Consider the following 21,926-nt stretch of genomic DNA (forward strand, 5'->3'; position numbering starts at 1 on the left):
CGGCCATGCGCCGCGCTCTTGTTGAAAAACCGACATTCCGGCACTCGGAATGTCGGTCTTGTGTCTTAGCCCTTCAAGACCTCAACCAAGGTCTTTCCAAGGCGCGCCGGCGACGGCGACACCCGGATACCCGCGGCTTCCATCGCCGCGATCTTGTCTTCCGCGCCGCCCTTGCCGCCGGAGATGATCGCACCGGCATGGCCCATGCGACGTCCCGGAGGCGCCGTGCGGCCGGCGATGAAGCCAACCATCGGCTTCTTGCGGCCGCGCTTGGCTTCATCAGCCAGGAACTGCGCTGCTTCTTCCTCGGCCGAACCGCCGATTTCACCGATCATGACGATCGACGTGGTCTCATCATCGGCCAGGAACATTTCCAAAATGTCGATGAACTCGGTGCCCTTGACCGGATCGCCGCCGATGCCGACGGCCGTGGTCTGGCCGAGGCCTTCCTGGGTCGTCTGGTAAACGGCTTCATAGGTCAGCGTGCCGGAGCGCGAGACGATGCCGACCGAGCCCTTCTTGAAGATGTTGGCCGGCATGATGCCGATCTTCGAGGCGTCGGCGGTGACGATGCCGGGGCAGTTCGGGCCGATCAGGCGCGACTTGGAGCCGGACAGCGAACGCTTGACGCGCACCATGTCGAGCACCGGGATGCCTTCGGTGATGCAGACGATCAGCGGGATTTCCGCGTCGATCGCTTCGCAGATCGCATCGGCGGCGCCGGGCGGCGGCACGTAGATGACGGAAGCATCGGCGCCGGTGGCGTCGCGGGCTTCAGCCACGGTGTCGAATACCGGCAGGCCGAGATGGGTCTGGCCGCCCTTGCCGGGCGAGGTGCCGCCAACGACCTTGGTGCCGTAAGCGAGCGCCTGCTCCGAATGGAACGTGCCGTTCTTGCCGGTGAAGCCCTGGGTGATGAGCTTGGTGTTCTTGTCGATCAGGATGGACATCAGACGGCTTCCTTCACGGCCTTGACGATCTTCTGCGCGGCATCGTCGAGATCGTCGGCGGGGATTACGTTCAGGCCGCTCTCGCGGATGATCTGCTTGCCGAGTTCGACGTTGGTGCCTTCGAGACGCACGACCAGCGGAACCGTGAGGCCGACCGTCTTCACCGCGGCGATGACGCCGCGTGCGATGACGTCGCACTTCATGATGCCACCGAAGATGTTGACGAGAATGCCCTTCACCTTCGGATCGGAGGTGATGATCTTGAAGGCTGCCGTCACCTTCTCTTCCGAAGCGCCGCCGCCGACATCCAGGAAGTTCGCCGGGCTTTCGCCGTAGAGCTGGATGATGTCGAGCGTCGCCATGGCGAGACCGGCGCCGTTGACCATGCAGCCGATCGAGCCATCGAGCGCGATGTAGGCGAGGTCATACTTGGACGCTTCGATTTCCTTGGCGTCTTCCTCGGTCTCGTCGCGCAGCGCCAGCATGGCCGGCTGGCGGTAGAGCGAGTTGGAGTCGAACGACACCTTGGCGTCGAGGACCTTGAGGTTGCCGTCCTTGGTGACGATCAGAGGATTGACCTCGAGCATCTCCATGTCCTTGGCGACGAAGGCCGTATAGAGCTTCGTCACGACATCGGTCGCCTGCTTGGCGAGCGCGCCGGAAAGGCCGAGCGCCTTGGCAACGGTGAGGCCGTGATGCGGCATGATGCCGGTCGCGGGATCGACCGAGAAGGACTTGATCTTCTCAGGCGTCGAATGGGCGACTTCCTCGATGTCCATGCCGCCTTCGGTCGAAACGACGAAGGAGATGCGGGCGGTCTCGCGGTCGACCAGGATCGAGAGGTAGAATTCCTTCTCGATGTCCGAGCCGTCCTCGATGTAGAGGCGGTTGACCTGCTTGCCGGCCGGGCCGGTCTGGATCGTGACCAGCGTGTTGCCGAGCATCTGCTCCGCGAACGCCTTCACTTCTTCGATCGACTTGGCGAGGCGGACACCGCCCTTTTCGCCGGCAGCCGCTTCGTTGAACTTGCCCTTGCCGCGTCCGCCGGCATGGATCTGCGACTTGACGACCCAAAGCGGACCGCCAAGTTCCTTGGCCGCGGCTTCAGCCTCGGCTGCCGAGAAGATTGCGACGCCGCGCGAAACCGGGGCGCCGAATTCCTTCAGCACCGCCTTCGCCTGATATTCGTGAATGTTCATCGATGACGTTCCGCCTTTGGGGATCGTTGTCTAGGTCCGGGTCCCGGACGTGGCGCGGGACCCGGTATTATTGCAGGGCTCGGCCGATCAGGCGCCGAGAGCCGGGGCGATCTTGACGCAGGCCTCGACGAGGCTCTCCACCGAGGCGAGCGACTTGTCGAGCATCGCCTGCTCGGCCTTGTTCAGCTCGATCTCGAGGATGCGCTCGACGCCATTGGCGCCGATGACGACCGGAACGCCGATATAGCGACCCTTGACGCCATACTGGCCGTCGAGCAGGGCTGCTGCCGGCAGGACGCGGCGCTTGTCCTTGAGATAGCTCTCGGCCATCACGATCGCCGAAGCGGCGGGCGCGTAGAAGGCGGAGCCGGTCTTCAGGAGGTTGACGATCTCGGCGCCGCCATCACGGGTGCGCTGGACGATCTCTTCCAGACGATCCTTCTCGATCCAGCCGAGCTTGACCAGATCGGTCAGCGGGATGCCGGCAACGGTCGAATAGCGGGTCAGCGGCACCATCGTGTCGCCATGGCCGCCGAGCACGAAGGCCGTCACGTCTTCGACGGAGACCTTGAACTCTTCGGCGAGGAAATAGCGGAAGCGGGCCGAGTCGAGGACGCCGGCCATGCCGACAACCTTGTTCGCCGGCAGGCCGGAGAACTTCTGCAGAGCCCAGACCATCGCGTCGAGCGGGTTGGTGATGCAGATGACGAAGGCGTTCGGCGCATACTTCTTCAGTCCGGCACCAACCTGCTCCATGACCTGGAGGTTGATGCCGAGAAGATCGTCGCGGCTCATGCCGGGCTTGCGGGGTACGCCAGCGGTGACGATGACAACGTCGGCGTCCTGGATCGCGGCGTAGGACGATGCGCCGGAGACGTTGGCGTCAAAGCCCTCGACCGGTGCCGCCTCGGCGATATCGAGCGCCTTGCCCTGAGGAACGCCGTCGGCGATGTCGAAGAGGACGATATCGCCCAGTTCCTTGATGCCGGCGAGAAGGGCGAGCGTGCCGCCAATCTGACCGGAACCGATCAAAGCAATCTTGGCTCGTGCCATGTGCAGGTCTCCCGATGGAGGTTTACCTAAACGTAATGCGACAGATGGTCGTCTGCCGGAACGCGCGTGGTCTAACGCCATTGCGTGACGGGTGCAAGTCGGACCAGCACCTTCCGTGGCGGCAATCCGCCAAATATCGCAGCATCTTACGTTAACGTCATGTCTCGACGATGAAGCCGCGATGCGGTTCGCGGAGGTAATCCTGCGACCGCATCTCGGTCAAGCGCGACGCCGTGCGCGCAAATTCGAACGCTTCCGTCCCGGATTCGGCGACGTAGAGATCGTCCGGCTCGGCCGCGGCCGAGATCACAATTTTCACATGGCCATCATAGAGCGCGTCGATCAAGGTAATGAAACGCTTGGCTTCATTGCGCCGCGCGTCGCTCATGACGGGAACGTGATCGATGATCACCGTGTGGAAGGCGTGCGCGATGGCGAGATAGTCGCTCGCGCCGAGCGGCTTGTCGCACAGATCGGCAAAATCGAATCGGGCGACGCCATCGACCATTTGCGGCACCACGACATCGCGACCCAGAACCGACAAGGTCGACGGCTCGCCATGTGACGTTCGCGTAAGCTGGAGCCATGCCGAATCAAGCGCTGCATCCGCATCCGGCCCAAGCGGCGTGAGATAGACGGGGGCGCGGTCGACCTTCTCCTGCCGGTAATCCGTGCGCGCAGCGAGACGCACGACCTCGACCCGCTGCTTCAGCAGGGCGATGAAGGGCAGGAAATGATTCCGGTTGAGGCCGCCGCGATAGAGATCGTCGGGATCGACATTCGACGTCGCAACCAGCACGACGCCCTTGGCGAAGAGCTGGGTAAACAGCCGGCCGAGGATCATGGCGTCGGCGATGTCGGTGACGGTGAATTCGTCGAAGCAGAGAAGCTGCGTCTCGGCCGCGATCTCCTCGGCCACCGGCAGGATCGGGTCTTCGCCAGATACCGTGCCGTTCTTGATCGCCTCGCGCATGCGAAACACGCGGGCGTGGACGTCGGCCATGAAGTCGTTGAAGTGGGCCCGGCGCTTGCGCTGCGTCGCGGCGCGCTCGAAGAACAGGTCCATCAGCATGGTCTTGCCGCGGCCGACATCGCCATGGATGTAGAGGCCGCGCAAATCCGGCGTCGCCGTCTCGCGCTTGGCGAACAACCAGCCCAGGGCGCTCGACTTGCGGGCGAGACGCCGCTCCGCCAGCCGCGCGTTGAGGGCGTCGAGCTTGGAAACCAGCACGCGCTGCGCCGGATCTTCCTCGATCTCGCCGCTGGCGACGCGTTCGCGATAAGCGTCGGCGACGCGGGAAACGACGGGCAGGCCCTGGCTCACCGAATAACCCCTACCCGTCCCTATTCCGCGCAGCCGAAACCGCTTGGCGTATCAGCGATAGAAGGAAACCGCCGCGCCGCCATTGATCTGGCCGTTGAACTGCGTCTTGCCGGTCGAGGAGAGGCTCGCAACCGAAACGCCATTGGCGCCGGCCAGAACCACCTGCGAACCGTTGAGGCTCCAGGCCGAGATCGACTTCAGCGTCGGAGACTGGCAGCCGCGCGTCGAGGCGCGGTAACCGCCGGTCCAGCTCGTCAGCGTCATGAACAGCTGGCAGCTCTCGCCGCCGGACTGGAGCGTCCAACCGCCGAGCAGATCGGTGCGGCCGATCTCTGCGCCGGAAGCCGTCGAGACGGGCGGCGGCGTGGTCGGCGCAGCGTTGATGGGGGTGGCACCCGGCATCGCGCCATCCGTGATCGGCGGCGGCGTCTGGGCATTCGGATCCATCGGCGGCGGCGCCAGAGCGTTGCGCGTCACCGGCGCGGAAGCGACCGGCGGCAGCGTATCGCTGACCACGGGCTTCGGCTGTTCCATCGGACCGAGGCCGATGGCCCCGAACGAGCCGCAGCCGCTCAAGGCGGCCGCCAGCGTGGCGACCAAGCCGATCGGCGCGAGACGTCGGAACATGAAATTCTCCATCATCGAAATCCTCGTTGCCGCACCATGCGCGCACAATCGAGCCGCTTTGAGGCAAGCGAGAATACGGTCATCACCCCAGCCAACACGTCCACCGTCGCGCACGTTGCGCGAACCGGACCGTCGAGACGAGAAGAATGATGGGAAATCACACGAAATTCCGCAGCCTGTCTGACTTTGCGCAATACGGCATAACGCCAGTTACGACAAGTCTCGTCAGGACACGCCCGCGCAAGAAAACGACCGACTATTCGGGTCGATGGCACACGGCCTCGATGTTGTGGCCGTCAGGATCGAGCACGAAGGCGGCGTAGTAGCCCGGATGATAGTGGGGACGGATGCCGGGCCCGCCATTGTCGGTACCGCCGGCGGCCAGAGCCGCGGCATGGAACGCATCGACGGCGGCGCGGTTTTCGGCGGCAAGCGCGATATGGACATGCGGCGTCGTCTTCTCGCCGCCGGAAAGCCAAAGCTCCGGCTTGGCCGCGCCATAGCCGACGACGTCGCCATAGCCGGTCAGCTCGCCCGGAACCCGCATGAGTTCCTTGACGCCGAGCGGCGCCAGCGCCGCACTATAAAAGGCCAGCGAGCGGTCCAGCTCGCTGACCGTGATGCCGATATGATCCAGAACGCCCATTCGCCCCTCCAGCCGTCTCGCCTCTGCCACGCAGACCCGCGCAGCAGGGAAACCCGGCGCCGGGGCGGCGTCAAGTTTCTCTGAAAACCTCAGGGCGTCATCGGCTCGATATCGAGCGCCAGGCCGAGTTCGGCCGCCTTGCGGCGCACCTCTTCCTCGGGCCGGTGCATGGCCGTGGCGATGATGTCGGCCGGAACATGCTCGACCGCCAGTTCGCGCAGGCGATCGATCGCCTCGATCGTCCAGGACTTCTCTAGATCTTCTTTGATGGTCATGGTCGTCTCCATCCGAAAACCGATCGGTCCGAGCCAAACGAAAACGGCGCGGAAAAGTTCCGCGCCGTTGCATCAAAATTCGGGTCACCGCGGAGAAATCAGACGCGGCGCTCGACCATCATCTTCTTGATCTCAGCGATCGCCTTGGCCGGATTGAGGCCCTTCGGGCAGGTCTGCGCGCAGTTCATGATGGTGTGGCAGCGATAGAGGCGGAAGGGATCTTCCAGATTGTCCAGACGCTCGCCGGTCGCCTCGTCGCGGCTGTCGATCAGCCAGCGATAGGCCTGCAGCAGAACGGCCGGGCCGAGGTAGCGGTCGCCGTTCCACCAGTAGCTCGGGCACGAAGTCGAGCAGCAGGCGCACAGGATGCATTCATACAGGCCGTCGAGCTTTTCGCGGTCGGCATGGCTCTGCAGCCATTCCTTCTGCGGCTCCGGCGTCGCCGTCTTGAGCCAGGGCTCGATCGAACGGTGCTGGGCGTAGAAATGGGTCAGGTCCGGGATCAGGTCCTTGACCACTTCCATGTGTGGGAGCGGATAGATCGCGACCGGGCCCTTCACATCGTCGATGCCCTTGGTGCAGGCGAGCGTGTTCGAGCCGTCGATGTTCATCGCGCACGAGCCGCAAATGCCTTCGCGGCAGGAGCGGCGGAAGGTCAGCGTCGGGTCGATCTCGTTCTTGATCTTGATCAGCGCGTCGAGAACCATCGGCCCGCAATCGTCGAGATCGAGGAAGTAGGTGTCGACATGCGGGTTCTTGCCGTCGTCCGGGCTCCAGCGATAGACGCGGAACTCCCGGACATTGTTGGCCCCAGCCGGCCGGTCCCAGACCTTGCCTTCTGTAAGCTTCGAGTTCTTCGGGAGGGTCAGCTGGACCATGGTAAGCGTCCTCGGGCGTAAATTTCGTTCAGCGACGGTCCTTGCGGACCATGAGTTTCAAACCGGACCAGGTAGCGTCGATCGCCGCGACCTTGATGTCGACGAGATCGAGCTTGAGCGCCGCATCGCGGACGACATCCTCGGTCACGTCGCTTGCAACCTTCGAGGCCTTCTTCGGCCAGGAAACCCAGATCATGCCGTCGCGCCGGATGGCATTTTGGAGCCGCACAAGATCGCGTTCGACCTCGGCGCGGCTCTTCGTAAACGCATGGATCGCGTCGAGCGCAGGATCGGAACCGAGCGGCGAAGCCCAATCGTCCGTGCGCAAAACCGCATCGAAGGCCACGCTGTCGGCCAGAGCTTCCAACTCGGCCGGCAGCGCCACGAACGCCACCGCCATGCCATCCTTGAAGCCGAGCTTTTCGGGAAGCGAACGCCCCGAAGTGCCGGACGAAGAAGACGTGGCGGCGGACATCATGCGCCCTTAGTAAACGCGAGCCTTGGGCTCGATATAGGCGATGTCGTTCGACATCGTGTAGGTGTGCACCGGCCGGTCGTCGAGCTTCACCGTCTTGGCGTCGGCGTCGATGTAGGCGAGCGAGTGCTTCATCCAGTTGACGTCGTCGCGAGCCGAATAATCCTCGCGAGCATGGGCGCCGCGCGATTCCTTGCGGGCTTGCGCCGAGTCCATGGTGACCACTGCCTGGACGATCAGATTCTCGAATTCGAGCGTCTCGACCAGATCCGAGTTCCAGACCAGCGAACGGTCGGTGACCTTGATGTCATCCGAACCCTTCCAGACCTGGTGGATCAGCTCATGGCCCTCGTCGAGCACTTCGCCGGTGCGGAACACGGCGCAGTTCGACTGCATGACCTTCTGCATGTTGAGCCGCATCTCGGCCGTCGAGGTCGAGCCATTGGCAAAGCGCAGGCGGTCGAGTCGGGCGATCGAGTCCTCGCCGGCATTCTTGGCGAGTTCCTTCTGCGGCTGGCTCGGCTGCACCGTCTCGATGCAGCGCAGCGCCGCCGCGCGGCCGAACACGACGAGATCGGTGAGCGAGTTCGAGCCGAGGCGGTTGGCGCCATGCACGGAAACGCAGGCCGCCTCGCCCACGGCCATCAGGCCGGGAACGATGGTGTCCGGGTCGCCGCCGACCTTGTTCAGCACTTCGCCGTGATAGTTCGTCGGGATGCCGCCCATGTTGTAGTGGACGGTCGGCAGGACCGGGATCGGCTCCTTGGTCAAGTCGACGCCGGCGAAGATCTTGGCACTCTCGGAGATGCCGGGCAGCCGCTCATGCAGCAGCGCCGGATCGAGATGGTCGAGGTGAAGGTGGATATGATCCTTCGCCTTGCCGACGCCGCGGCCTTCGCGAATTTCCATGGTCATGGCGCGCGAAACGACGTCGCGCGAGGCCAGGTCCTTGGCGGAGGGGGCATAGCGCTCCATGAAGCGCTCGCCTTCCGAATTGGTCAGGTAACCGCCCTCGCCGCGCGCACCCTCGGTGATCAGGCAGCCCGCGCCATAGATGCCGGTCGGGTGGAACTGCACGAATTCCATGTCCTGCAGGGGCAGGCCGGCGCGCAGAACCATGCCGCCGCCGTCGCCGGTGCAGGTATGGGCCGAGGTGGCGGAGAAGTAGGCGCGGCCATAACCGCCGGTGGCGAGAATGGTCTTGGTCGAACGGAAGCGGTGCAGCGAGCCGTCTTCGAGGCATAGCGCCACGACGCCGCGGCATTCGCCGTCTTCCATGATCAGGTCGATGGCGAAGTATTCGATGAAGAACTCGGCCGAATGGCGCAGAGACTGGCCATAGAGCGTGTGCAGGATGGCGTGGCCGGTGCGGTCGGCGGCGGCGCAGGTGCGCTGCGCGATGCCCTTGCCGAAATTCGTCGTCATGCCGCCGAACGGGCGCTGGTAGATCTTGCCCTCTTCGGTGCGCGAGAACGGCACGCCGAAATGCTCGAGCTCATAGACGGCGGCCGGCGCGTTGCGCACCAGATATTCGATCGCGTCCTGGTCGCCCAGCCAGTCCGACCCCTTGACGGTGTCGTACATGTGGAAGCGCCAATCATCCTCGCCCATGTTGCCGAGGGCTGCCGAAATGCCGCCCTGCGCCGCAACCGTATGCGAGCGGGTCGGGAACACCTTGGTGATGCAGGCGGTCTTCAGGCCGGCCTCGCTGGCGCCGAGCGTGGCGCGCAGACCCGCGCCGCCGGCGCCGACGACAACGACGTCGAAGGTGTGGTCGATGAAGGGATAGGCGCGGCCGTTGATGGACGCGCTGGCGTTGGCTTCAGCCATGGCTTCAGCCTCCGAAGCTGATTTTAAGGAAGGCGAGGATGGTCGCCACGCCGACGGCGACGGCGAAGAACATGTTGGCGACCAGCGCGACGATCTTCAGACCGCCATGCAGGTAATCCTCGATGATGATCTGCATGCCGAGCTTCATGTGCCAGACGCCGGTGCCGATCATCAGGATCATCAGCAGCGCGACGAACGGATTCGCCAGCGCCGCGACGACTTCCGGATAGGGTTTTCCGGCCAGCACGATGACGAGAAAGACAAACAGGATGGCCAGAACGGCAAGAGCAGCGCCAGTTAAACGCTGATGCCAGAAATGGCCCGTGCCTTCCTTGGCCGAGCCGAGCCCGCGAACGCGGCCGAGCGGTGTACGCATGGAATTGCCCCTCAGCGAATGGCGAGCGCCACGACCCAGATCAGGATCGTCAGCACGGCGGAGCCGATGATGTTGGCCCAGGAGAGATTGTCGCGCGACGACTTCGAGAAGCCCGCGCCGAAATCCCAGACGAAATGGCGGATGCCGCCGAGCAGATGCTGCATCAGCGCCCAGGTGTAGCCGAACAGCACCAGAAGGCCGATCCAGGAACCAAACACCCACGAGACGTAGGAGAAGGGGCCCGGGCCGGCGGCGGCCGCGATCGCCCACCAGGCGAGCAGCAGCGTGCCGAAATACAGCGCGCCACCCGTGACACGCTGCAGGATCGACACCGTCATGGTGATGGGCCAGCGATAGACCTGAAGGTGCGGAGAGAGCGGACGGCTCTTCTTCGCCTCGGCATTCGACATCGTGTTCATCCTCAATCGCTTACGTAAACGTAAGCATTTAGGGTAGAGAGATTGGACCGGTTCTAACCCCATTGTGCGGCGCGGTCAAAACGGTCTTTTGCGTGACGCAAGGTCAGGCAGGCCGCTTTTCCTGCGATTCGCCAGCCCTGATTGCCATCATCGCGCGTTTTGGCAATGTTGCAGAGGCCCACGAGGGAAATCCGACCCAGGCGGCGCCCGCTTCCGGTCCGATTCCCTCCGCGCCAAAAGGAGAATCCGATGACCCGACGCCTGATTTCGACCGGATCGCCCTTCGAGAAGGCCGCCGGCTATTCCCGCGCCGTGGTGCAGGGAGACTGGTGCTTCGTCGCCGGCACAACGGGCTATGACTACACCAGCATGACCATGCCGGCCGCCATTGGCGAGCAGACGGAAAACGCCATGGCGACCATCTCGCGCGCGCTTGGCGAGGCGGGCTTCGCCCTCAGCGACGTCGTGCGCGTGCATTATCATGTCACCGACGCCGCCTTTGCCGATGCCGTATTCCTCGTCGTCGGCGCCTATTTCCGCGACATACGACCGGCGGCGACCATGACGGTTTGCGGCCTGATCCGTCCGGAAATGAAGGTCGAGATCGAGGTTACGGCGCTGAAAGCCTGACCTCGCGGCGTCGGATGCGCGGGATCGGCTTGCATCGAGGCTTTCGCGACGCTATCGCTGCCCGCGATCCACACGCCCGCAGACCCGCTCGACAAGAGAACCCGCGACATGACCACCTACAAGCTTCTTCTCCTTCCCGGTGACGGTATCGGCACCGAAATCATGGCCGAAGTGAAGACGGTCATCGACTGGTTCGGCAAACGCGGCGTCGCGTCGTTCGAGTATGAGCAGGATCTGGCCGGCGGCGCGGCCTATGACGCGCACGGCAAGGCGATCTCCGAAGCGACGATGAAGCTGGCGCAGGAATCCGACGCCGTGATCTTCGGCGCTGTCGGCGGCCCGAAGTGGGACAGCGTTCCCTATGACGTGCGCCCGGAAGCGGCCCTGCTGCGCCTGCGCAAGGATCTGGAACTGTTCGCCAACCTGCGTCCGGCCATCTGCTACCCGGCGCTGGCCGATGCTTCGTCGCTGAAGCGCGAGCTGGTCGAAGGCCTCGACATCCTGATCGTGCGCGAGCTGACCGGCGGCGTCTATTTCGGTTCGCCGAAGGAAATCGTCACGCTGGAGAACGGCGAGAAGCGCGCCGTCGACACCCAGCTCTACACCACCTCCGAGATCGAGCGAATCGCCCGCGTCGCCTTCGACCTGGCCAAGACCCGCTCCAGCCGCGTTGCCTCGGCCGAGAAGCGCAACGTCATGAAGTCGGGCGTGCTCTGGAACCAGGTCGTCACCAAGGTCGGCAAGGAAGAATATGCCGACGTCGCGCTCGAGCACGTGCTGGCCGACAATTGCGCCATGCAGCTCGTCCGCCGGCCGAAGCAGTATGACGTCATCGTCTGCGACAACCTGTTTGGCGACATCCTGTCCGACGTGGCGGCGATGCTGACCGGCTCGCTCGGCATGCTGCCCTCGGCAGCGCTCGGTGCTCCCGACGCAACGACCGGCCGCCGCAAGTCGATGTACGAGCCCGTGCACGGTTCGGCCCCCGACATCGCCGGCCAGGGCATTTCGAACCCGATCGCGATGATCGCGTCCTTCGCGATGGCGCTGCGCTATTCCTTCGGCCTCGTCGAGGAAGCCGACCTGCTCGACCGCGCCATTTCCAGCGTGCTGAGCAAGGGCCTGCGCACCGGCGACATCTACACCGAGGGCACGACCAAGGTCGGCACCAAGGAAATGGGCGCCGCCATCCTTGCGGAACTCGACACCCTGTCGGCCTGAGAATAGCCAGCCTTGCGGCCGAATCTTTTTGCCGGGCCCCGACTGGTCAAGCTTGGGTGATCTCTGTATAAGGCCGCATTCAGATTGTACTGCTATGCCCTTGCCGGGCGGCGCGCCGCCGGTTCGACGGCATATGACGAAGGAAGAATGAAATGGCAGTTCCGAAGCGAAAGACGTCGCCGTCGAAGCGCAACATGCGCCGTTCGCACGATGCGCTCGCACAGCCGGCCTACACCGAGGACAAGAATTCGGGCGAACTGCGTCGCCCGCATCACATCGACCTCAAGACCGGCATGTATCGCGGTCGTCAGGTTCTGACGCCGAAGAGCGAAGCGTAATTCGGCGGGGCGCCCGGCGCCCTACCGGCTTATAGCCATCGTTGAACATTCAAGGGCCGGCCTCAAGCCGGCCCTTTTCTTTTGCGCGAATTGCTGTTGTTGTCGTTACGGTGCGGAATAAGTTTCGCGGACTGCTCGGTTCTTGTTTTGGACCCACGCCTTGTCCGTTCTGCTAGAATGGACATCGTCTCGAGCTAGGGAATCCGAACGTGGAAAATGCGGTGAGCGGCGATTTAGGGACCGATCGTCCCGACAGCACCGCGGCGATCCTCTCGACAGTTGGCGAGGTCGTCTATCGCTGGACGCTGGAAGACGACCGGATCGAATGGGGCGGCGACGCGGCTTCCGTGTTCGGCATCGCCTTGCCGGAGGCGATCGCCACGGGTGACGATTTCTCGCGGATGGTCGAAGACCTGAGTCCGCTGGTGCGGCAAGAGGCCATCCTCGGCGGCGTCGATACCGGCAACGGCGTCCCCTACCGGCTCGAATATGCGCTGCGCCCCCGTGGCCCCGACGGTCCGATGCTCTGGATCGAGGATGCCGGCCGCTGGTATGCCGATGGCACGAAGATCGCGATGCGCGTCGAGGGCGTGCTGCGCGTCATCAACGAGCGCCACGCCCGCGAGCAGCGGCTCGCCTTCCTGTCGAGCCATGACGACGTCACCGGGCTCTTCAACCGCACCTACCTGCTCGATCGTCTCGACGAGACCCTTCTGGCCGCACGCGAGAGCGAGACGACGGCGGCTCTCCTCGTCATCGCCATCGACGATTTCCATCTGATCAACGGCGCCTATGGCTACCGCGCGGGCGATCGCATCCTCGCCGCCGCGGCACGCCGCATCAAGGCAAGGCTACGCGAAGGCGACGTCATCGGCCGCTTCTCCGGTCACAAGCTCGGCCTGATCCTGATGCATTGCGACGAAAACGAGATGATGTTCGCGGCGGAGCGCTTCCTCTCCGCCATCCGCGACGATGTCATCGCGACGCCCGACGGCGCCGTTTCCGTCACCGTGTCGATCGGCGGGATCGTCCTGCCGTATCATGCGCAAAATCGCGACGACGCGATGGAGCGGGTACAGGAAAGCCTGGGCGCCGCGCGCCAAAGCGGCCGTGGTCGTTTCGTTGCCTTTGTCCCCTCGGCGGGGCGCGAATCCGAGCGGCTTTCCAATATTGCCCTGTCGCAACGCCTGATTGGCGCCCTCTCGGAGCAGCGCCTGCGCCTGGCGTACCAGCCGATCGTCGACATCGCGACCCGCAAGACCGTCTACCACGAGGCCCTGCTCCGGCTGGGGCAGCCGGATGGGAGCATCATCTCGGCCGGCAACATCATTCCGATCGCCGAGCGCCTGGGGCTGTCGCGGCTGTTCGACCTCGCCGTGCTCGACCGCGTGCTGGAAACCCTGCTCCGATATCCCGATGCCAATCTGTCGCTGAACGTCTCGCCGGAGACCGCCGCCGGAACCGACTGGCTGTCGAAATTCGCCAGAACGGTCAGCCAAAAGCCGGAACTGGGCAAGCGCCTGATCGTCGAGATCACCGAGACCAGCGCCATCCATAGTCTCGACGAGACCGCGCATTTCATCTCGACGATCCACGATGTCGGCGCCCGCCTCGCCATCGACGATTTCGGCGCCGGCTTCACCTCGTTCCGCAATCTGCGGGCGCTCAAGGTCGATATCGTCAAGATTGACGGCAGCTTCATCGCCACCCTGCCCCAGAGCCGGGACGACCAGATCTTCGTCCGCCGGCTGGTCGAGCTGGCGCACGATCTCGGCATCGAGACGGTCGCCGAATGGGTTCAGGACGAGGAAACCGCGCAAATGCTGGCCGGATGGGGCGTCAGCCATATCCAGGGCCACCTTTGCGGCGTGGCGAGCCTGGAATTGCCGTGGAAGTAGGCGGTTGCCTGCCAAGGTCGGCCCTGCCCGGCCGCGTAACGATGCCTTGCAGCCCGGCAGCTACCCCGCGAACCGGTTCATGCCCTCGGCAAGCTTGATGTCAAACGACGTCACACCGTCGACGACATGGGTCGCCAGCGTCACCGTGACCTTGCCGTAGACATTGCTCCATTCGGGATGGTGGTTCATCCGCTCCGCCAGCAGCGCCGAGCGCGTCATGAAGGCGAAGGCCTGCTGGAAATCTTCGAAGGCGAACACCTTGGTGATGGCCTCGCGGCCCTCGACCAGCGCCCATCCATCCAGCTTCGCCAGTGCTGCCGCGCGCTCGGCCGGGTCGAGTTTGGCAATCATGATCGTGCCTCCGAATATTCGGCGAGCGGATAGCTCTGCTCGATCAGATAAGGCCCGCCGCCCGTCGACGCCTTGGATGAGAACAACACAAAACGTGTCACGTGAAACGCTGCCGCCAGCAGGCCGCCGCGCAGGGTGAGATAGGCCGCGACGTCGCGATGCGGCGTGTTGCGCAGGCGGGCGAGCGTCACATGCGGCGTGTATTTGCGGCCCTCGGGCGGCAGGCCGATGCGTTGCAGGATGCGCTCCTGCTCGGCCTGCAACTCTGTCAACGCTCGCGACGAAGCGATGCGGGCGACGATGGAATGGGGTTTCGCGGTGCCGAACGAATCGAGGCCGGAAAATTCCAGGTCGAATTCGCGCCGACGCACCCGCGCCAGGGCGTCGGCAACCTCATCGGCGGTACGATCGTCGATATCGCCGATGAAACGGAGCGTGACGTGGAAGTTTTCCGCGTCGATCCAGCGCGCGCCGGCAATGCCGCCGCGCAGGAGCGAGAGCCGTTGGGCAATGTCGGCCGGGATCTCGAGACCGGTAAACAGGCGCGGCATGATCGCCCTCCTTTATCGGTGGGACGGGAGATCAGACTCGCGGTTTGCCGGCCGACTGTAAAGCCCTTTCCGGTACGTCTCAGGGGCAGGGATTGCCGCGCCACTGGTGAACGGCGTCGATCTTTGCCTCCAGCTCGGGGCTGATCGCGACATCCGCCGCGGCGATATCCACCTTGAGCTGATCCATCGTGGTCGCGCCGATGATGTTCGAGGTGACGAAGCAGCGCGTCGTGGCAAAGGCGACGGCCAGCGTCGCCGGATCCATGCCGAACTCGCGCGCAACCGCCAGATAGGCGTCGATTGCCTCATGCGCGCCCGGCGTTTCATAGCGATCGCCGCGCTTGAACAGCGTCGAGCGGGCGCCGGCCGGACGGGCGCCGTTCTGGTACTTGCCGGTCAGATAGCCCTGCGCCAGCGGCGAATAGACCAGCAGACCGACCTGCTCGCGCATCGCGACTTCGGCGAGATTCACCTCGAAGGTGCGGTTCAGCAGGTTGTAGGCGTTCTGGATCGAGACCACGCGCGGGCCCTTGCCGGCCTCGGCGGCTGCGACAAAACGCGTCGTGCCCCAGGCGGTCTCGTTCGACAGGCCGACATGCCGGACCTTGCCTTCCTGAACCAGCTCCTGCAGCGCGCCGAGCGTCTCCTCGAACGGCACTTCGTCGGCGGCGGGCTCCGGATGGCGGTAGATCGTCGGGTTGGAGCCCCACAGCGGCACGTGGCGGTCGGGCGAATGCAGCTGGTAGAGGTCGATATAGTCGGTCTGCAGCCGCTTCAGGCTCTTCTCGATCGCGTCGCGGATATGGGCACGGCTCAGCGTCGGCGTCGCACCGTCCCGAAACCAGGTAAAGCCGTTGCGACCGCACACCTTGGACGCGAGGATGACCTTGTCGCGATTGCCGCGCGCCTTCATCCAGTTGCCGATGATCCGCTCGGTCGAGCCCTGCGTCTCCGGCTTCGGCGGGATGGAATAGAGCTCGGCCGTGTCGAGGAAATTGACGCCCTGCTCGAAGGCGTAGTCCATCTGCTCGTGGCCCTCGGCCTCGGTGTTCTGCTGGCCCCAGGTCATGGTGCCGAGACAGATGGAGGACACGCGCAGATCAGTCCGTCCGAGCGAACGATATTCCATGGCGAAAAGCTCCGAGAATTTTGACGCGGCAAGGCCGGATGTGGAATGGCCGGATTTAATCTGCAGGGCGTGCGTAAGACTGGTCAGCGCCTGGCTTGCGCGACCAGATCCTCCACGGCGGGAAGGATTTTCTCGACGATCACCGCGACGCCGGCGGCGTTGGGGTGCATCCCGTCGGCCTGAAGCAGGGTCTGTTCGGCTGCGACGCCGTCAAGGAAGAACGGATATAGCATCGCATCATGCTTCGCGGCCAGATCCGGATACAACCCGTCGAAGCGTTTTGCGTAGTCCGGCCCAAGGTTTGGCGCAGCGCGCATCCCAGCCAGCAGCACCGGCAGCTTGCGCTCGCCGAGGCGGGTGAGGATGGCGTCGAGCGCCTGCTCGGGCACCGCAGGATCCAGCCCGCGCAGCATATCGTTGGCGCCGAGTTCGACGAGGACGGCCTGCGCATCCGGCCCGACCGACCAGTCGAGACGCGCCAGCCCGCCACCCGCCGTGTCGCCGGAAACGCCGGCATTGACGACTGCGACATCAAGTCCCTTCGCCGTCAGCGCCTTCTGCAACTGATCGGTGAAACCCTCGCCGGGGCCAAGGCCATAGCCGGCCGAGAGGCTGTCGCCGAGCACGACGAGACGGAGCGGAGCGGCCCATGCGGCGCTCGTCAGAGAGGCAAGCAGCGAGATAGCTAGCGCCAAGGTCTTTATCATCTGTGTTTTGCCACCATATTGAGCGGAACGCGCCGCGATCGGCAGGACGCCGGCGTTCGACGGCTTCCTCCGTTCGACGAGCCTGCCCGTCGCACGATATAGGGTTCGCGCGCGTGATTGATAATGTCCCGAATAATTCCGATGCCGTCATCCGGCTTTCTTCGGTTGAATTGGCGCTCGGTGCGGGAGCCGCTCGCGTCCACATCCTGCGAAATGTCTCGCTGACGATCGACGCCGGCGAGAGCGCCGCGCTGGTCGGACCATCCGGCTCCGGCAAATCGACGCTGTTGATGACGATGGCCGGGCTGGAACGCGTCGACAAAGGCAGCGTTCTGGTCGCCGGCACCAACCTCGCCGCGCTCAACGAAGACGGACTGGCGCGGTTTCGCGGCCAGAATGTCGGCATCATCTTCCAGTCGTTCCACCTGATCCCCAACATGACGGCGCTGGAAAACGTCGCCGTGCCGCTGGAACTCGCCGGCCGCGCCGACGCCTTTGCACGCGCCGAGGAAGAGTTGAGGCTGGTCGGCCTTGGCCAACGGATGAACCACTATCCTTCCGCCCTTTCCGGCGGCGAGCAGCAACGCGTGGCGATTGCCCGCGCCCTGGTGGCCCGTCCCGCCATCCTTTTCGCCGATGAGCCGACCGGCAATCTCGACGAGACAACCGGCCGCGAGATTGCCGACCTGCTGTTCGACACCTGCGCCGAGCGCGGCACCACGCTGGTGCTCGTCACGCATGACAACGCATTGGCCGGCCGCTGCGACCGGGTGATCCGTATCCATTCCGGCGTGATCGATCCGCGCGAGGCGAATGCCGGCGCGGTTCGGAGCGCTGCGGAATGACAACTTCCAGCTTGCCGCTCCCGCTCCGGTTCGCGCTGCGGGAACTGCGCGGCGGCCTTCGCGGCTTCCTCGTCTTCCTCGCCTGTATCGCTCTCGGCGTCGCGGCGATCGCCGCTGTCGGCTCGGTGTCGCGCGCCATGACGGATGGCCTCGCCCGCCAGGGCCAGGCCATCCTCGGCGGCGATGTCGCCTTCACGCTGGTGCAACGACAGGCCACGCCCGAAGAACGCGCCTTCCTCGAAAAGCATGGCGCGGTTTCCGAGATCGCATCGCTGCGCGGCATGGCCCGGCTCGCGGACGGTTCCGACCAGACGCTGGTCGAGATCAAGGCCGTCGATAGCCCCTATCCGCTCTATGGCACGCTCAAGGCCGGGGACGCCGTCGACGCGACCGCCGCCCTCAACGCCGGCACGGCCCTGGCCGATCCGGAGCTTTTCAGCCGGCTCGGGGTCAAGATCGGCGATACGCTGCAAGTCGGAACCGCCAAGCTGAAGCTCGCCGGCCCCATCGCCGATGAGCCGGACAAGCTCGCCACCGGGCTGGGCTTCGGCCCGCGCCTGCTGATTTCCCGCAACACGCTCGACGCCACGGGCCTCGTCCAGCCGGGCAGTCTCGTCGAATGGACATACCGCCTGCGCATGCCGGACGGCTCGCCAGACAGCGCCGTCGTCAACCTCGTCGAGACGGCGAACACCGACCTTCCGAAAGCCGGCTGGCAGGTGCGCAGCCGCGATGACGCCTCCCCCGGCCTCAAGCGCAACATCAGCCGCTTCGCGCAGTATCTGACGCTGGTCGGGCTTGCCGCCCTGATCGTCGGCGGCGTCGGCGTCGCCAATGCCGTCGGCGCCTTCATGGAATTGAAGCGGCCGGTCATCGCCACGCTACGCTCGCTCGGCGCGCCGGGGAATCTGATCACCCAGATCTATCTGATCCAGATCCTGCTGATCGCGCTGCTCGGCGTCGTCATCGGCCTTGTCCTCGGCGCCCTGGTGCCGGTATTGGCGCTGCAATTCCTCGCCGACGTGCTGCCGGTCGGCGCCGAGACGGGCCTGTATCCGAGCGCGCTCGGCTATGCCGCGCTCTATGGCCTGCTGACCGCGCTGACCTTTGCGCTGGTGCCGCTGGGCCGCGCCGGCGACATCGCCCCGACGGCGCTGTTTCGCGATGGCGCCGCCTTCGGCAAGGTGCGACCCCGCATCGCCTTCCTGATCGCCGCGATACTATCGGCGGTCGTGCTGGCCGGGCTCGCCATCCTGCTCGCCTACGACCAGCGGATCGCGCTCTATTTCGTCATCGGCGTCGCGGCGTCCTTCGGACTGCTGCGCCTGGTCGCCTGGGGCGTGACGGCGCTCGCCCGCCGCGCCCCCAGGCTTGCCTCGACGGAATGGCGGCTCGCCGTCGGCAACATTCATCGCCCCGGCGCACTGACCGGTTCCGTCGTCCTGTCGCTCGGGCTCGGCCTGACCGTGCTGGTGACGATCGCGCTGATCGACGGCAATTTGCACCGGCAATTGACGCAATCCCTGCCTGAGCGAGCACCGAGCTTCTTCTTCCTCGACGTCCAGAATTCGGAGGCGCCCGCCTTCGTCGACTTCCTGAAGAAGGAGATCCCGGGCTCGACGGTTGAAAGCGTGCCGATGCTGCGCGGCCGGATCACTGCGCTCAACCAGACCCCGGCCGAACAGGTAACGCCCGCGCCCGAGGTCGCCTGGGTGCTGAAGGGCGATCGCGGCGTCACCTTCTCAGCCACCATGCCGAAGAATTCGCGCCTGTCGGCCGGCGAATGGTGGGCGGAAGACTATACCGGCCCGCCGCTCGTCTCGATGGTGGGCGAGGCGGCGCGGGGCCTCGGCCTCAAGCCCGGCGACACCGTCACCGTCAACGTGCTCGGCCGCGAGATTACGGCGACCATCGCCAATCTGCGGGAAGTCGAATGGGAAAGCCTGGCGATCAATTTCGTCATGGTCTTCTCACCCTCGGCTTTTGCCGGCGCGCCCTATTCCGTGCTCGCCACCCTCGCTCATCCGGGCGAGGCCAATCCGGCGGCCGAAGCGAAGCTGATGCGCGATGCCGGCGTCGAATTTCCGTCCGTGACGGCGATCCGCGTCCGCGAGGCGCTCGACCGCATCTCGTCGATCCTCGGCCAGCTGATGCTGGCGATCCGCGTCGCCTCGTCGATCGCGCTGGCCGCTTCCGTACTGGTGCTGGCGGGCGCGCTGGCAGCCGGACACCGGCAGCGTCTGTACGACGCGGTGATCCTGAAAACGCTGGGGGCGACGCGCGGCCAGTTGCTCTACGCGTTCGGGCTTGAATACGGATTGCTCGGCCTGGCGACGGCGGTGTTCGCCGTGCTGGCGGGCTCGCTCGCCGCCTGGGGCGTTGTCGCCGGCGTGATGGGCCAGCCCTTCGCGATCTTCCCTGTCACCGCGCTGGGCGCCGCCCTGATCGCCGTCACGTTGACCATCGGCCTGGGCCTCGCCGGAACGTGGCGATTGCTCGGCAAAAAGGCAGCCCCGGTCTTGAGAAACCTGTAGTCGCATCCGACGGCTTCGCGTACGATTACGTTACTTGGGTCGCGCGGGATATCTTGCGCGGATCAATCGGGATGCCCATATCGCTTGGACACCCCGAGGGCTTGTCGCCCGGCCGGTCCGTAGGGATTGCGATGCCGGGCGTCGGAAACGGGGGTTTCGCGGCAAACGCAACCGCGGATTTTTTATTCGGAGAGGACTTCGATGGCAGATTTCGACAATCGCGTCTCACCGTTTGGCGCAGCGCGTGCCGAAACCGGTGTTATCGACCAGGGCCTGCGCAGCCACATGCTGCAGGTCTACAACTACATGGCGATCGGCCTGATGATCACCGGCGCGGCCGCGCTCGGCGTCTTCAAGCTGGCCGTGACGAACGATCCGAGCATGGCCGTCGGCCAGATGGCAAACGGCCTGATGCTGACCAGCCTCGGCAAGACCATCTACACAGGTCCCCTGATGTGGGTTCTGATGCTGGCACCGGTCGGCCTGGTCTTCTGGCTCTCCTTCGGCATTCACAAGATGTCGACGGCAAAGGCACAGGCCGTGTTCTGGGGCTACTCGGCCCTGATGGGCATCTCGCTGTCCTCGATCTTCGCCGTCTACACGGCGCAGTCGATCACGCAGGTGTTCTTCATCAGCGCCGCGACCTTCGGCGCGATGAGCCTGTACGGCTACACGACGAAGCGCGACCTGACCGGAATGGGCTCGTTCCTGTTCATGGGCCTGATCGGCATCATCATCGCTTCGATCGTCAACATCTTCATCGGATCGTCGGCGCTCGGCTTCGCGATCTCGATCCTCGGCGTGCTGATCTTCGTGGGCCTCACCGCCTATGACACGCAGAAGATCAAGGAAATGTACTATGTCGGCGACGACAGCACGGTTGCCGGCCGCAAGGCGATCATGGGCGCGCTGACGCTCTATCTCGACTTCATCAACCTGTTCCTGATGATGCTCCGCCTGTTCGGCGACCGCCGCTAGAGCGGGTATCACCAACAGATCGAAGGGCGCGGCCAAGGCCGCGCCCTTTTTTTGTGTTTTTTTGCGAACGGGCGGCCAAGCCCATGCCGCCTGAAGCTTCCAGCCTACGAGTGCCCCCATGCCAGCCCTTCCCAGCGATCTGTATATCCGCCCCGTCGCCGCCAACGATCTGGTCGCGATCACCTCGATCTATGCGGATTGCGTGCTGCACGGTTCGGCAAGCTTCGAACTGGAACCGCCGGACGAAGCGGAAATGCGCCGTCGCCACGATGCGCTTCTGGATGGCGGCCATCCCTATCTAGTGGCCGAAGGCGGCGGGGAGATCCTCGGCTATGCCTATGCCGGGCCATACCGGCCAAGGCCTGCCTACCGCTCGACGGTCGAGGATTCGATCTATCTCGAACCCAAATCGCAGGGACTCGGCATCGGCAAGCGATTGCTGGCGGAACTGATCGAGGCGGCGACCACAGCCGGCTTCCGCCAGATGATCGGCGTCATCGGCGATTCCGGCAACCAAGCCTCGATCCGGCTGCATGCGGCGCAGGGATTTCGCCTTGTCGGCATCTTCGAGAATGTCGGCTGGAAGCACGGCCGCTGGCTGGACAGCGTGCTGATGCAGCGGGCGCTCGGCGACAGCAACGACACGCCGCCGAGCCTGTGACGGCTGCCTACCCATCACCCGGAAAGCCTCT

24 protein-coding genes are annotated in these 21,926 nt (G+C 64.7%); 8 read left to right on the plus strand and 16 right to left on the minus strand.

The annotated features are described in order from the left end of the window. Window positions 1-65: 65 nt before the first annotated feature. The 12 genes from sucD to sdhC form a co-directional block, all read right to left on the minus strand. Complete coding sequence (gene sucD / locus OSH12_RS22550; RefSeq protein ID WP_266345883.1) at window positions 66-950, minus strand: succinate--CoA ligase subunit alpha; 885 nt, start codon at window positions 948-950, stop codon at window positions 66-68. Further along, window positions 950-2,149, minus strand: a complete 1,200-nt coding sequence (gene sucC, locus OSH12_RS22555; protein ID WP_266345884.1) for an ADP-forming succinate--CoA ligase subunit beta — start codon at window positions 2,147-2,149, stop codon at window positions 950-952. The genes sucD and sucC overlap by 1 nt, the downstream gene beginning before the upstream one ends. Before the next feature lie 87 nt (window positions 2,150-2,236). After that, window positions 2,237-3,202, minus strand: a complete 966-nt coding sequence (mdh, locus tag OSH12_RS22560; protein WP_266345885.1) for a malate dehydrogenase — start codon at window positions 3,200-3,202, stop codon at window positions 2,237-2,239. A gap of 157 nt (window positions 3,203-3,359) precedes the next feature. After that, complete coding sequence (gene zapE, locus OSH12_RS22565) at window positions 3,360-4,526, minus strand: cell division protein ZapE (RefSeq protein WP_266345886.1); 1,167 nt, start codon at window positions 4,524-4,526, stop codon at window positions 3,360-3,362. A 51-nt stretch (window positions 4,527-4,577) separates the two neighbouring features. Next, complete coding sequence (locus OSH12_RS22570) at window positions 4,578-5,153, minus strand: AprI/Inh family metalloprotease inhibitor (RefSeq protein ID WP_266345887.1); 576 nt, start codon at window positions 5,151-5,153, stop codon at window positions 4,578-4,580. 256 nt (window positions 5,154-5,409) lie between these two features. Beyond that, window positions 5,410-5,799, minus strand: a complete 390-nt coding sequence (locus OSH12_RS22575; protein WP_266345888.1) for a VOC family protein — start codon at window positions 5,797-5,799, stop codon at window positions 5,410-5,412. Window positions 5,800-5,888: 89 nt separating this feature from the next. Then, the gene (locus tag OSH12_RS22580) at window positions 5,889-6,074 is read right to left on the minus strand and encodes a hypothetical protein (RefSeq protein ID WP_266345889.1); all 186 of its coding nucleotides are present in this window, start codon (window positions 6,072-6,074) and stop codon (window positions 5,889-5,891) included. 98 nt (window positions 6,075-6,172) lie between these two features. Then, window positions 6,173-6,952: a succinate dehydrogenase iron-sulfur subunit gene (locus OSH12_RS22585; RefSeq protein ID WP_266345890.1), complete on the minus strand. Its 780-nt coding sequence runs from the start codon at window positions 6,950-6,952 to the stop codon at window positions 6,173-6,175. Between the two features lie 28 nt (window positions 6,953-6,980). Beyond that, window positions 6,981-7,430 (minus strand): DUF3052 domain-containing protein, encoded by a 450-nt coding sequence (locus OSH12_RS22590; RefSeq protein ID WP_266345891.1) that lies wholly within the window; start codon window positions 7,428-7,430, stop codon window positions 6,981-6,983. 6 nt (window positions 7,431-7,436) lie between these two features. Next, the gene (gene sdhA / locus OSH12_RS22595; protein ID WP_266345892.1) at window positions 7,437-9,257 is read right to left on the minus strand and encodes a succinate dehydrogenase flavoprotein subunit; all 1,821 of its coding nucleotides are present in this window, start codon (window positions 9,255-9,257) and stop codon (window positions 7,437-7,439) included. A gap of 4 nt (window positions 9,258-9,261) precedes the next feature. Further along, the gene (sdhD, locus tag OSH12_RS22600; protein ID WP_266345893.1) at window positions 9,262-9,633 is read right to left on the minus strand and encodes a succinate dehydrogenase, hydrophobic membrane anchor protein; all 372 of its coding nucleotides are present in this window, start codon (window positions 9,631-9,633) and stop codon (window positions 9,262-9,264) included. An 11-nt stretch (window positions 9,634-9,644) separates the two neighbouring features. Further along, complete coding sequence (sdhC, locus tag OSH12_RS22605; protein WP_266345894.1) at window positions 9,645-10,043, minus strand: succinate dehydrogenase, cytochrome b556 subunit; 399 nt, start codon at window positions 10,041-10,043, stop codon at window positions 9,645-9,647. 258 nt (window positions 10,044-10,301) lie between these two features. Here sdhC and OSH12_RS22610 point away from each other — a divergent pair, with 258 nt between their 5' ends. From OSH12_RS22610 to OSH12_RS22625, 4 genes are all read left to right on the plus strand, one after another. Continuing rightward, a complete protein-coding gene (locus OSH12_RS22610) occupies window positions 10,302-10,682 on the plus strand; it encodes a RidA family protein (protein ID WP_266345895.1) in 381 nt (126 codons plus the stop codon). Between the two features lie 108 nt (window positions 10,683-10,790). Next, window positions 10,791-11,903 carry a 3-isopropylmalate dehydrogenase gene (gene leuB / locus OSH12_RS22615; RefSeq protein WP_266345896.1) on the plus strand — a complete coding sequence of 371 codons (1,113 nt, stop codon included), beginning with the start codon at window positions 10,791-10,793 and terminating at the stop codon, window positions 11,901-11,903. A gap of 152 nt (window positions 11,904-12,055) precedes the next feature. Then, window positions 12,056-12,241, plus strand: a complete 186-nt coding sequence (rpmF, locus tag OSH12_RS22620; protein WP_266345897.1) for a 50S ribosomal protein L32 — start codon at window positions 12,056-12,058, stop codon at window positions 12,239-12,241. 221 nt (window positions 12,242-12,462) lie between these two features. Then, entirely contained in the window at window positions 12,463-14,139 is a 1,677-nt protein-coding gene (locus tag OSH12_RS22625; RefSeq protein WP_266345898.1) for a bifunctional diguanylate cyclase/phosphodiesterase, read from the plus strand. A 60-nt stretch (window positions 14,140-14,199) separates the two neighbouring features. On the opposite strand, the gene OSH12_RS22630 is transcribed toward OSH12_RS22625, so the two are convergent. The 4 genes from OSH12_RS22630 to OSH12_RS22645 form a co-directional block, all read right to left on the minus strand. Continuing rightward, on the minus strand, window positions 14,200-14,490 hold the full coding sequence (locus OSH12_RS22630; RefSeq protein ID WP_266345899.1) for a 4a-hydroxytetrahydrobiopterin dehydratase: 291 nt from the start codon (window positions 14,488-14,490) through the stop codon (window positions 14,200-14,202). Further along, on the minus strand, window positions 14,487-15,041 hold the full coding sequence (gene thpR / locus OSH12_RS22635; protein ID WP_266345900.1) for an RNA 2',3'-cyclic phosphodiesterase: 555 nt from the start codon (window positions 15,039-15,041) through the stop codon (window positions 14,487-14,489). The genes OSH12_RS22630 and thpR overlap by 4 nt, the downstream gene beginning before the upstream one ends. Before the next feature lie 79 nt (window positions 15,042-15,120). Beyond that, window positions 15,121-16,170 carry an aldo/keto reductase gene (locus tag OSH12_RS22640; RefSeq protein WP_266345901.1) on the minus strand — a complete coding sequence of 350 codons (1,050 nt, stop codon included), beginning with the start codon at window positions 16,168-16,170 and terminating at the stop codon, window positions 15,121-15,123. Window positions 16,171-16,253: 83 nt separating this feature from the next. Further along, entirely contained in the window at window positions 16,254-16,877 is a 624-nt protein-coding gene (locus OSH12_RS22645; RefSeq protein WP_266345902.1) for an arylesterase, read from the minus strand. A gap of 113 nt (window positions 16,878-16,990) precedes the next feature. Between OSH12_RS22645 and OSH12_RS22650 the strand changes: the two genes are divergently transcribed. From OSH12_RS22650 to OSH12_RS22665, 4 genes are all read left to right on the plus strand, one after another. Continuing rightward, window positions 16,991-17,722: an ABC transporter ATP-binding protein gene (locus OSH12_RS22650; protein WP_266345903.1), complete on the plus strand. Its 732-nt coding sequence runs from the start codon at window positions 16,991-16,993 to the stop codon at window positions 17,720-17,722. Beyond that, complete coding sequence (locus tag OSH12_RS22655) at window positions 17,719-20,256, plus strand: ABC transporter permease (protein ID WP_266345904.1); 2,538 nt, start codon at window positions 17,719-17,721, stop codon at window positions 20,254-20,256. The genes OSH12_RS22650 and OSH12_RS22655 overlap by 4 nt, the downstream gene beginning before the upstream one ends. A 201-nt stretch (window positions 20,257-20,457) precedes the next feature. Continuing rightward, complete coding sequence (locus OSH12_RS22660) at window positions 20,458-21,234, plus strand: Bax inhibitor-1/YccA family protein (RefSeq protein ID WP_266345905.1); 777 nt, start codon at window positions 20,458-20,460, stop codon at window positions 21,232-21,234. A 118-nt stretch (window positions 21,235-21,352) separates the two neighbouring features. Next, complete coding sequence (locus OSH12_RS22665; RefSeq protein WP_266345906.1) at window positions 21,353-21,895, plus strand: GNAT family N-acetyltransferase; 543 nt, start codon at window positions 21,353-21,355, stop codon at window positions 21,893-21,895. The last annotated feature ends 31 nt before the right edge of the window (window positions 21,896-21,926 follow it).

It is taken from the genome of Kaistia terrae (assembly GCF_026344005.1).
GTDB lineage: Bacteria > Pseudomonadota > Alphaproteobacteria > Rhizobiales > Kaistiaceae > Kaistia > Kaistia terrae.

Bases quoted from the DNA above. Each gene is read 5' to 3' on its own strand.
- sucD (WP_266345883.1), bottom strand. From the start codon at position 950: ATGTCCATCCTGATCGACAAGAACACCAAGCTCATCACCCAGGGCTTC.
- sucC (WP_266345884.1), bottom strand. From the start codon at position 2,149: ATGAACATTCACGAATATCAGGCGAAGGCGGTGCTGAAGGAATTCGGC.
- mdh (WP_266345885.1), bottom strand. From the start codon at position 3,202: ATGGCACGAGCCAAGATTGCTTTGATCGGTTCCGGTCAGATTGGCGGC.
- OSH12_RS22570 (WP_266345887.1), bottom strand. From the start codon at position 5,153: ATGTTCCGACGTCTCGCGCCGATCGGCTTGGTCGCCACGCTGGCGGCC.
- OSH12_RS22575 (WP_266345888.1), bottom strand. From the start codon at position 5,799: ATGGGCGTTCTGGATCATATCGGCATCACGGTCAGCGAGCTGGACCGC.
- OSH12_RS22580 (WP_266345889.1), bottom strand. From the start codon at position 6,074: ATGACCATCAAAGAAGATCTAGAGAAGTCCTGGACGATCGAGGCGATC.
- OSH12_RS22585 (WP_266345890.1), bottom strand. From the start codon at position 6,952: ATGGTCCAGCTGACCCTCCCGAAGAACTCGAAGCTTACAGAAGGCAAG.
- OSH12_RS22590 (WP_266345891.1), bottom strand. From the start codon at position 7,430: ATGATGTCCGCCGCCACGTCTTCTTCGTCCGGCACTTCGGGGCGTTCG.
- sdhA (WP_266345892.1), bottom strand. From the start codon at position 9,257: ATGGCTGAAGCCAACGCCAGCGCGTCCATCAACGGCCGCGCCTATCCC.
- sdhD (WP_266345893.1), bottom strand. From the start codon at position 9,633: ATGCGTACACCGCTCGGCCGCGTTCGCGGGCTCGGCTCGGCCAAGGAA.
- sdhC (WP_266345894.1), bottom strand. From the start codon at position 10,043: ATGTCGAATGCCGAGGCGAAGAAGAGCCGTCCGCTCTCTCCGCACCTT.
- OSH12_RS22610 (WP_266345895.1), top strand. From the start codon at position 10,302: ATGACCCGACGCCTGATTTCGACCGGATCGCCCTTCGAGAAGGCCGCC.
- leuB (WP_266345896.1), top strand. From the start codon at position 10,791: ATGACCACCTACAAGCTTCTTCTCCTTCCCGGTGACGGTATCGGCACC.
- rpmF (WP_266345897.1), top strand. From the start codon at position 12,056: ATGGCAGTTCCGAAGCGAAAGACGTCGCCGTCGAAGCGCAACATGCGC.
- OSH12_RS22630 (WP_266345899.1), bottom strand. From the start codon at position 14,490: ATGATTGCCAAACTCGACCCGGCCGAGCGCGCGGCAGCACTGGCGAAG.
- thpR (WP_266345900.1), bottom strand. From the start codon at position 15,041: ATGCCGCGCCTGTTTACCGGTCTCGAGATCCCGGCCGACATTGCCCAA.
- OSH12_RS22640 (WP_266345901.1), bottom strand. From the start codon at position 16,170: ATGGAATATCGTTCGCTCGGACGGACTGATCTGCGCGTGTCCTCCATC.
- OSH12_RS22645 (WP_266345902.1), bottom strand. From the start codon at position 16,877: ATGATAAAGACCTTGGCGCTAGCTATCTCGCTGCTTGCCTCTCTGACG.
- OSH12_RS22655 (WP_266345904.1), top strand. From the start codon at position 17,719: ATGACAACTTCCAGCTTGCCGCTCCCGCTCCGGTTCGCGCTGCGGGAA.
- OSH12_RS22660 (WP_266345905.1), top strand. From the start codon at position 20,458: ATGGCAGATTTCGACAATCGCGTCTCACCGTTTGGCGCAGCGCGTGCC.
- OSH12_RS22665 (WP_266345906.1), top strand. From the start codon at position 21,353: ATGCCAGCCCTTCCCAGCGATCTGTATATCCGCCCCGTCGCCGCCAAC.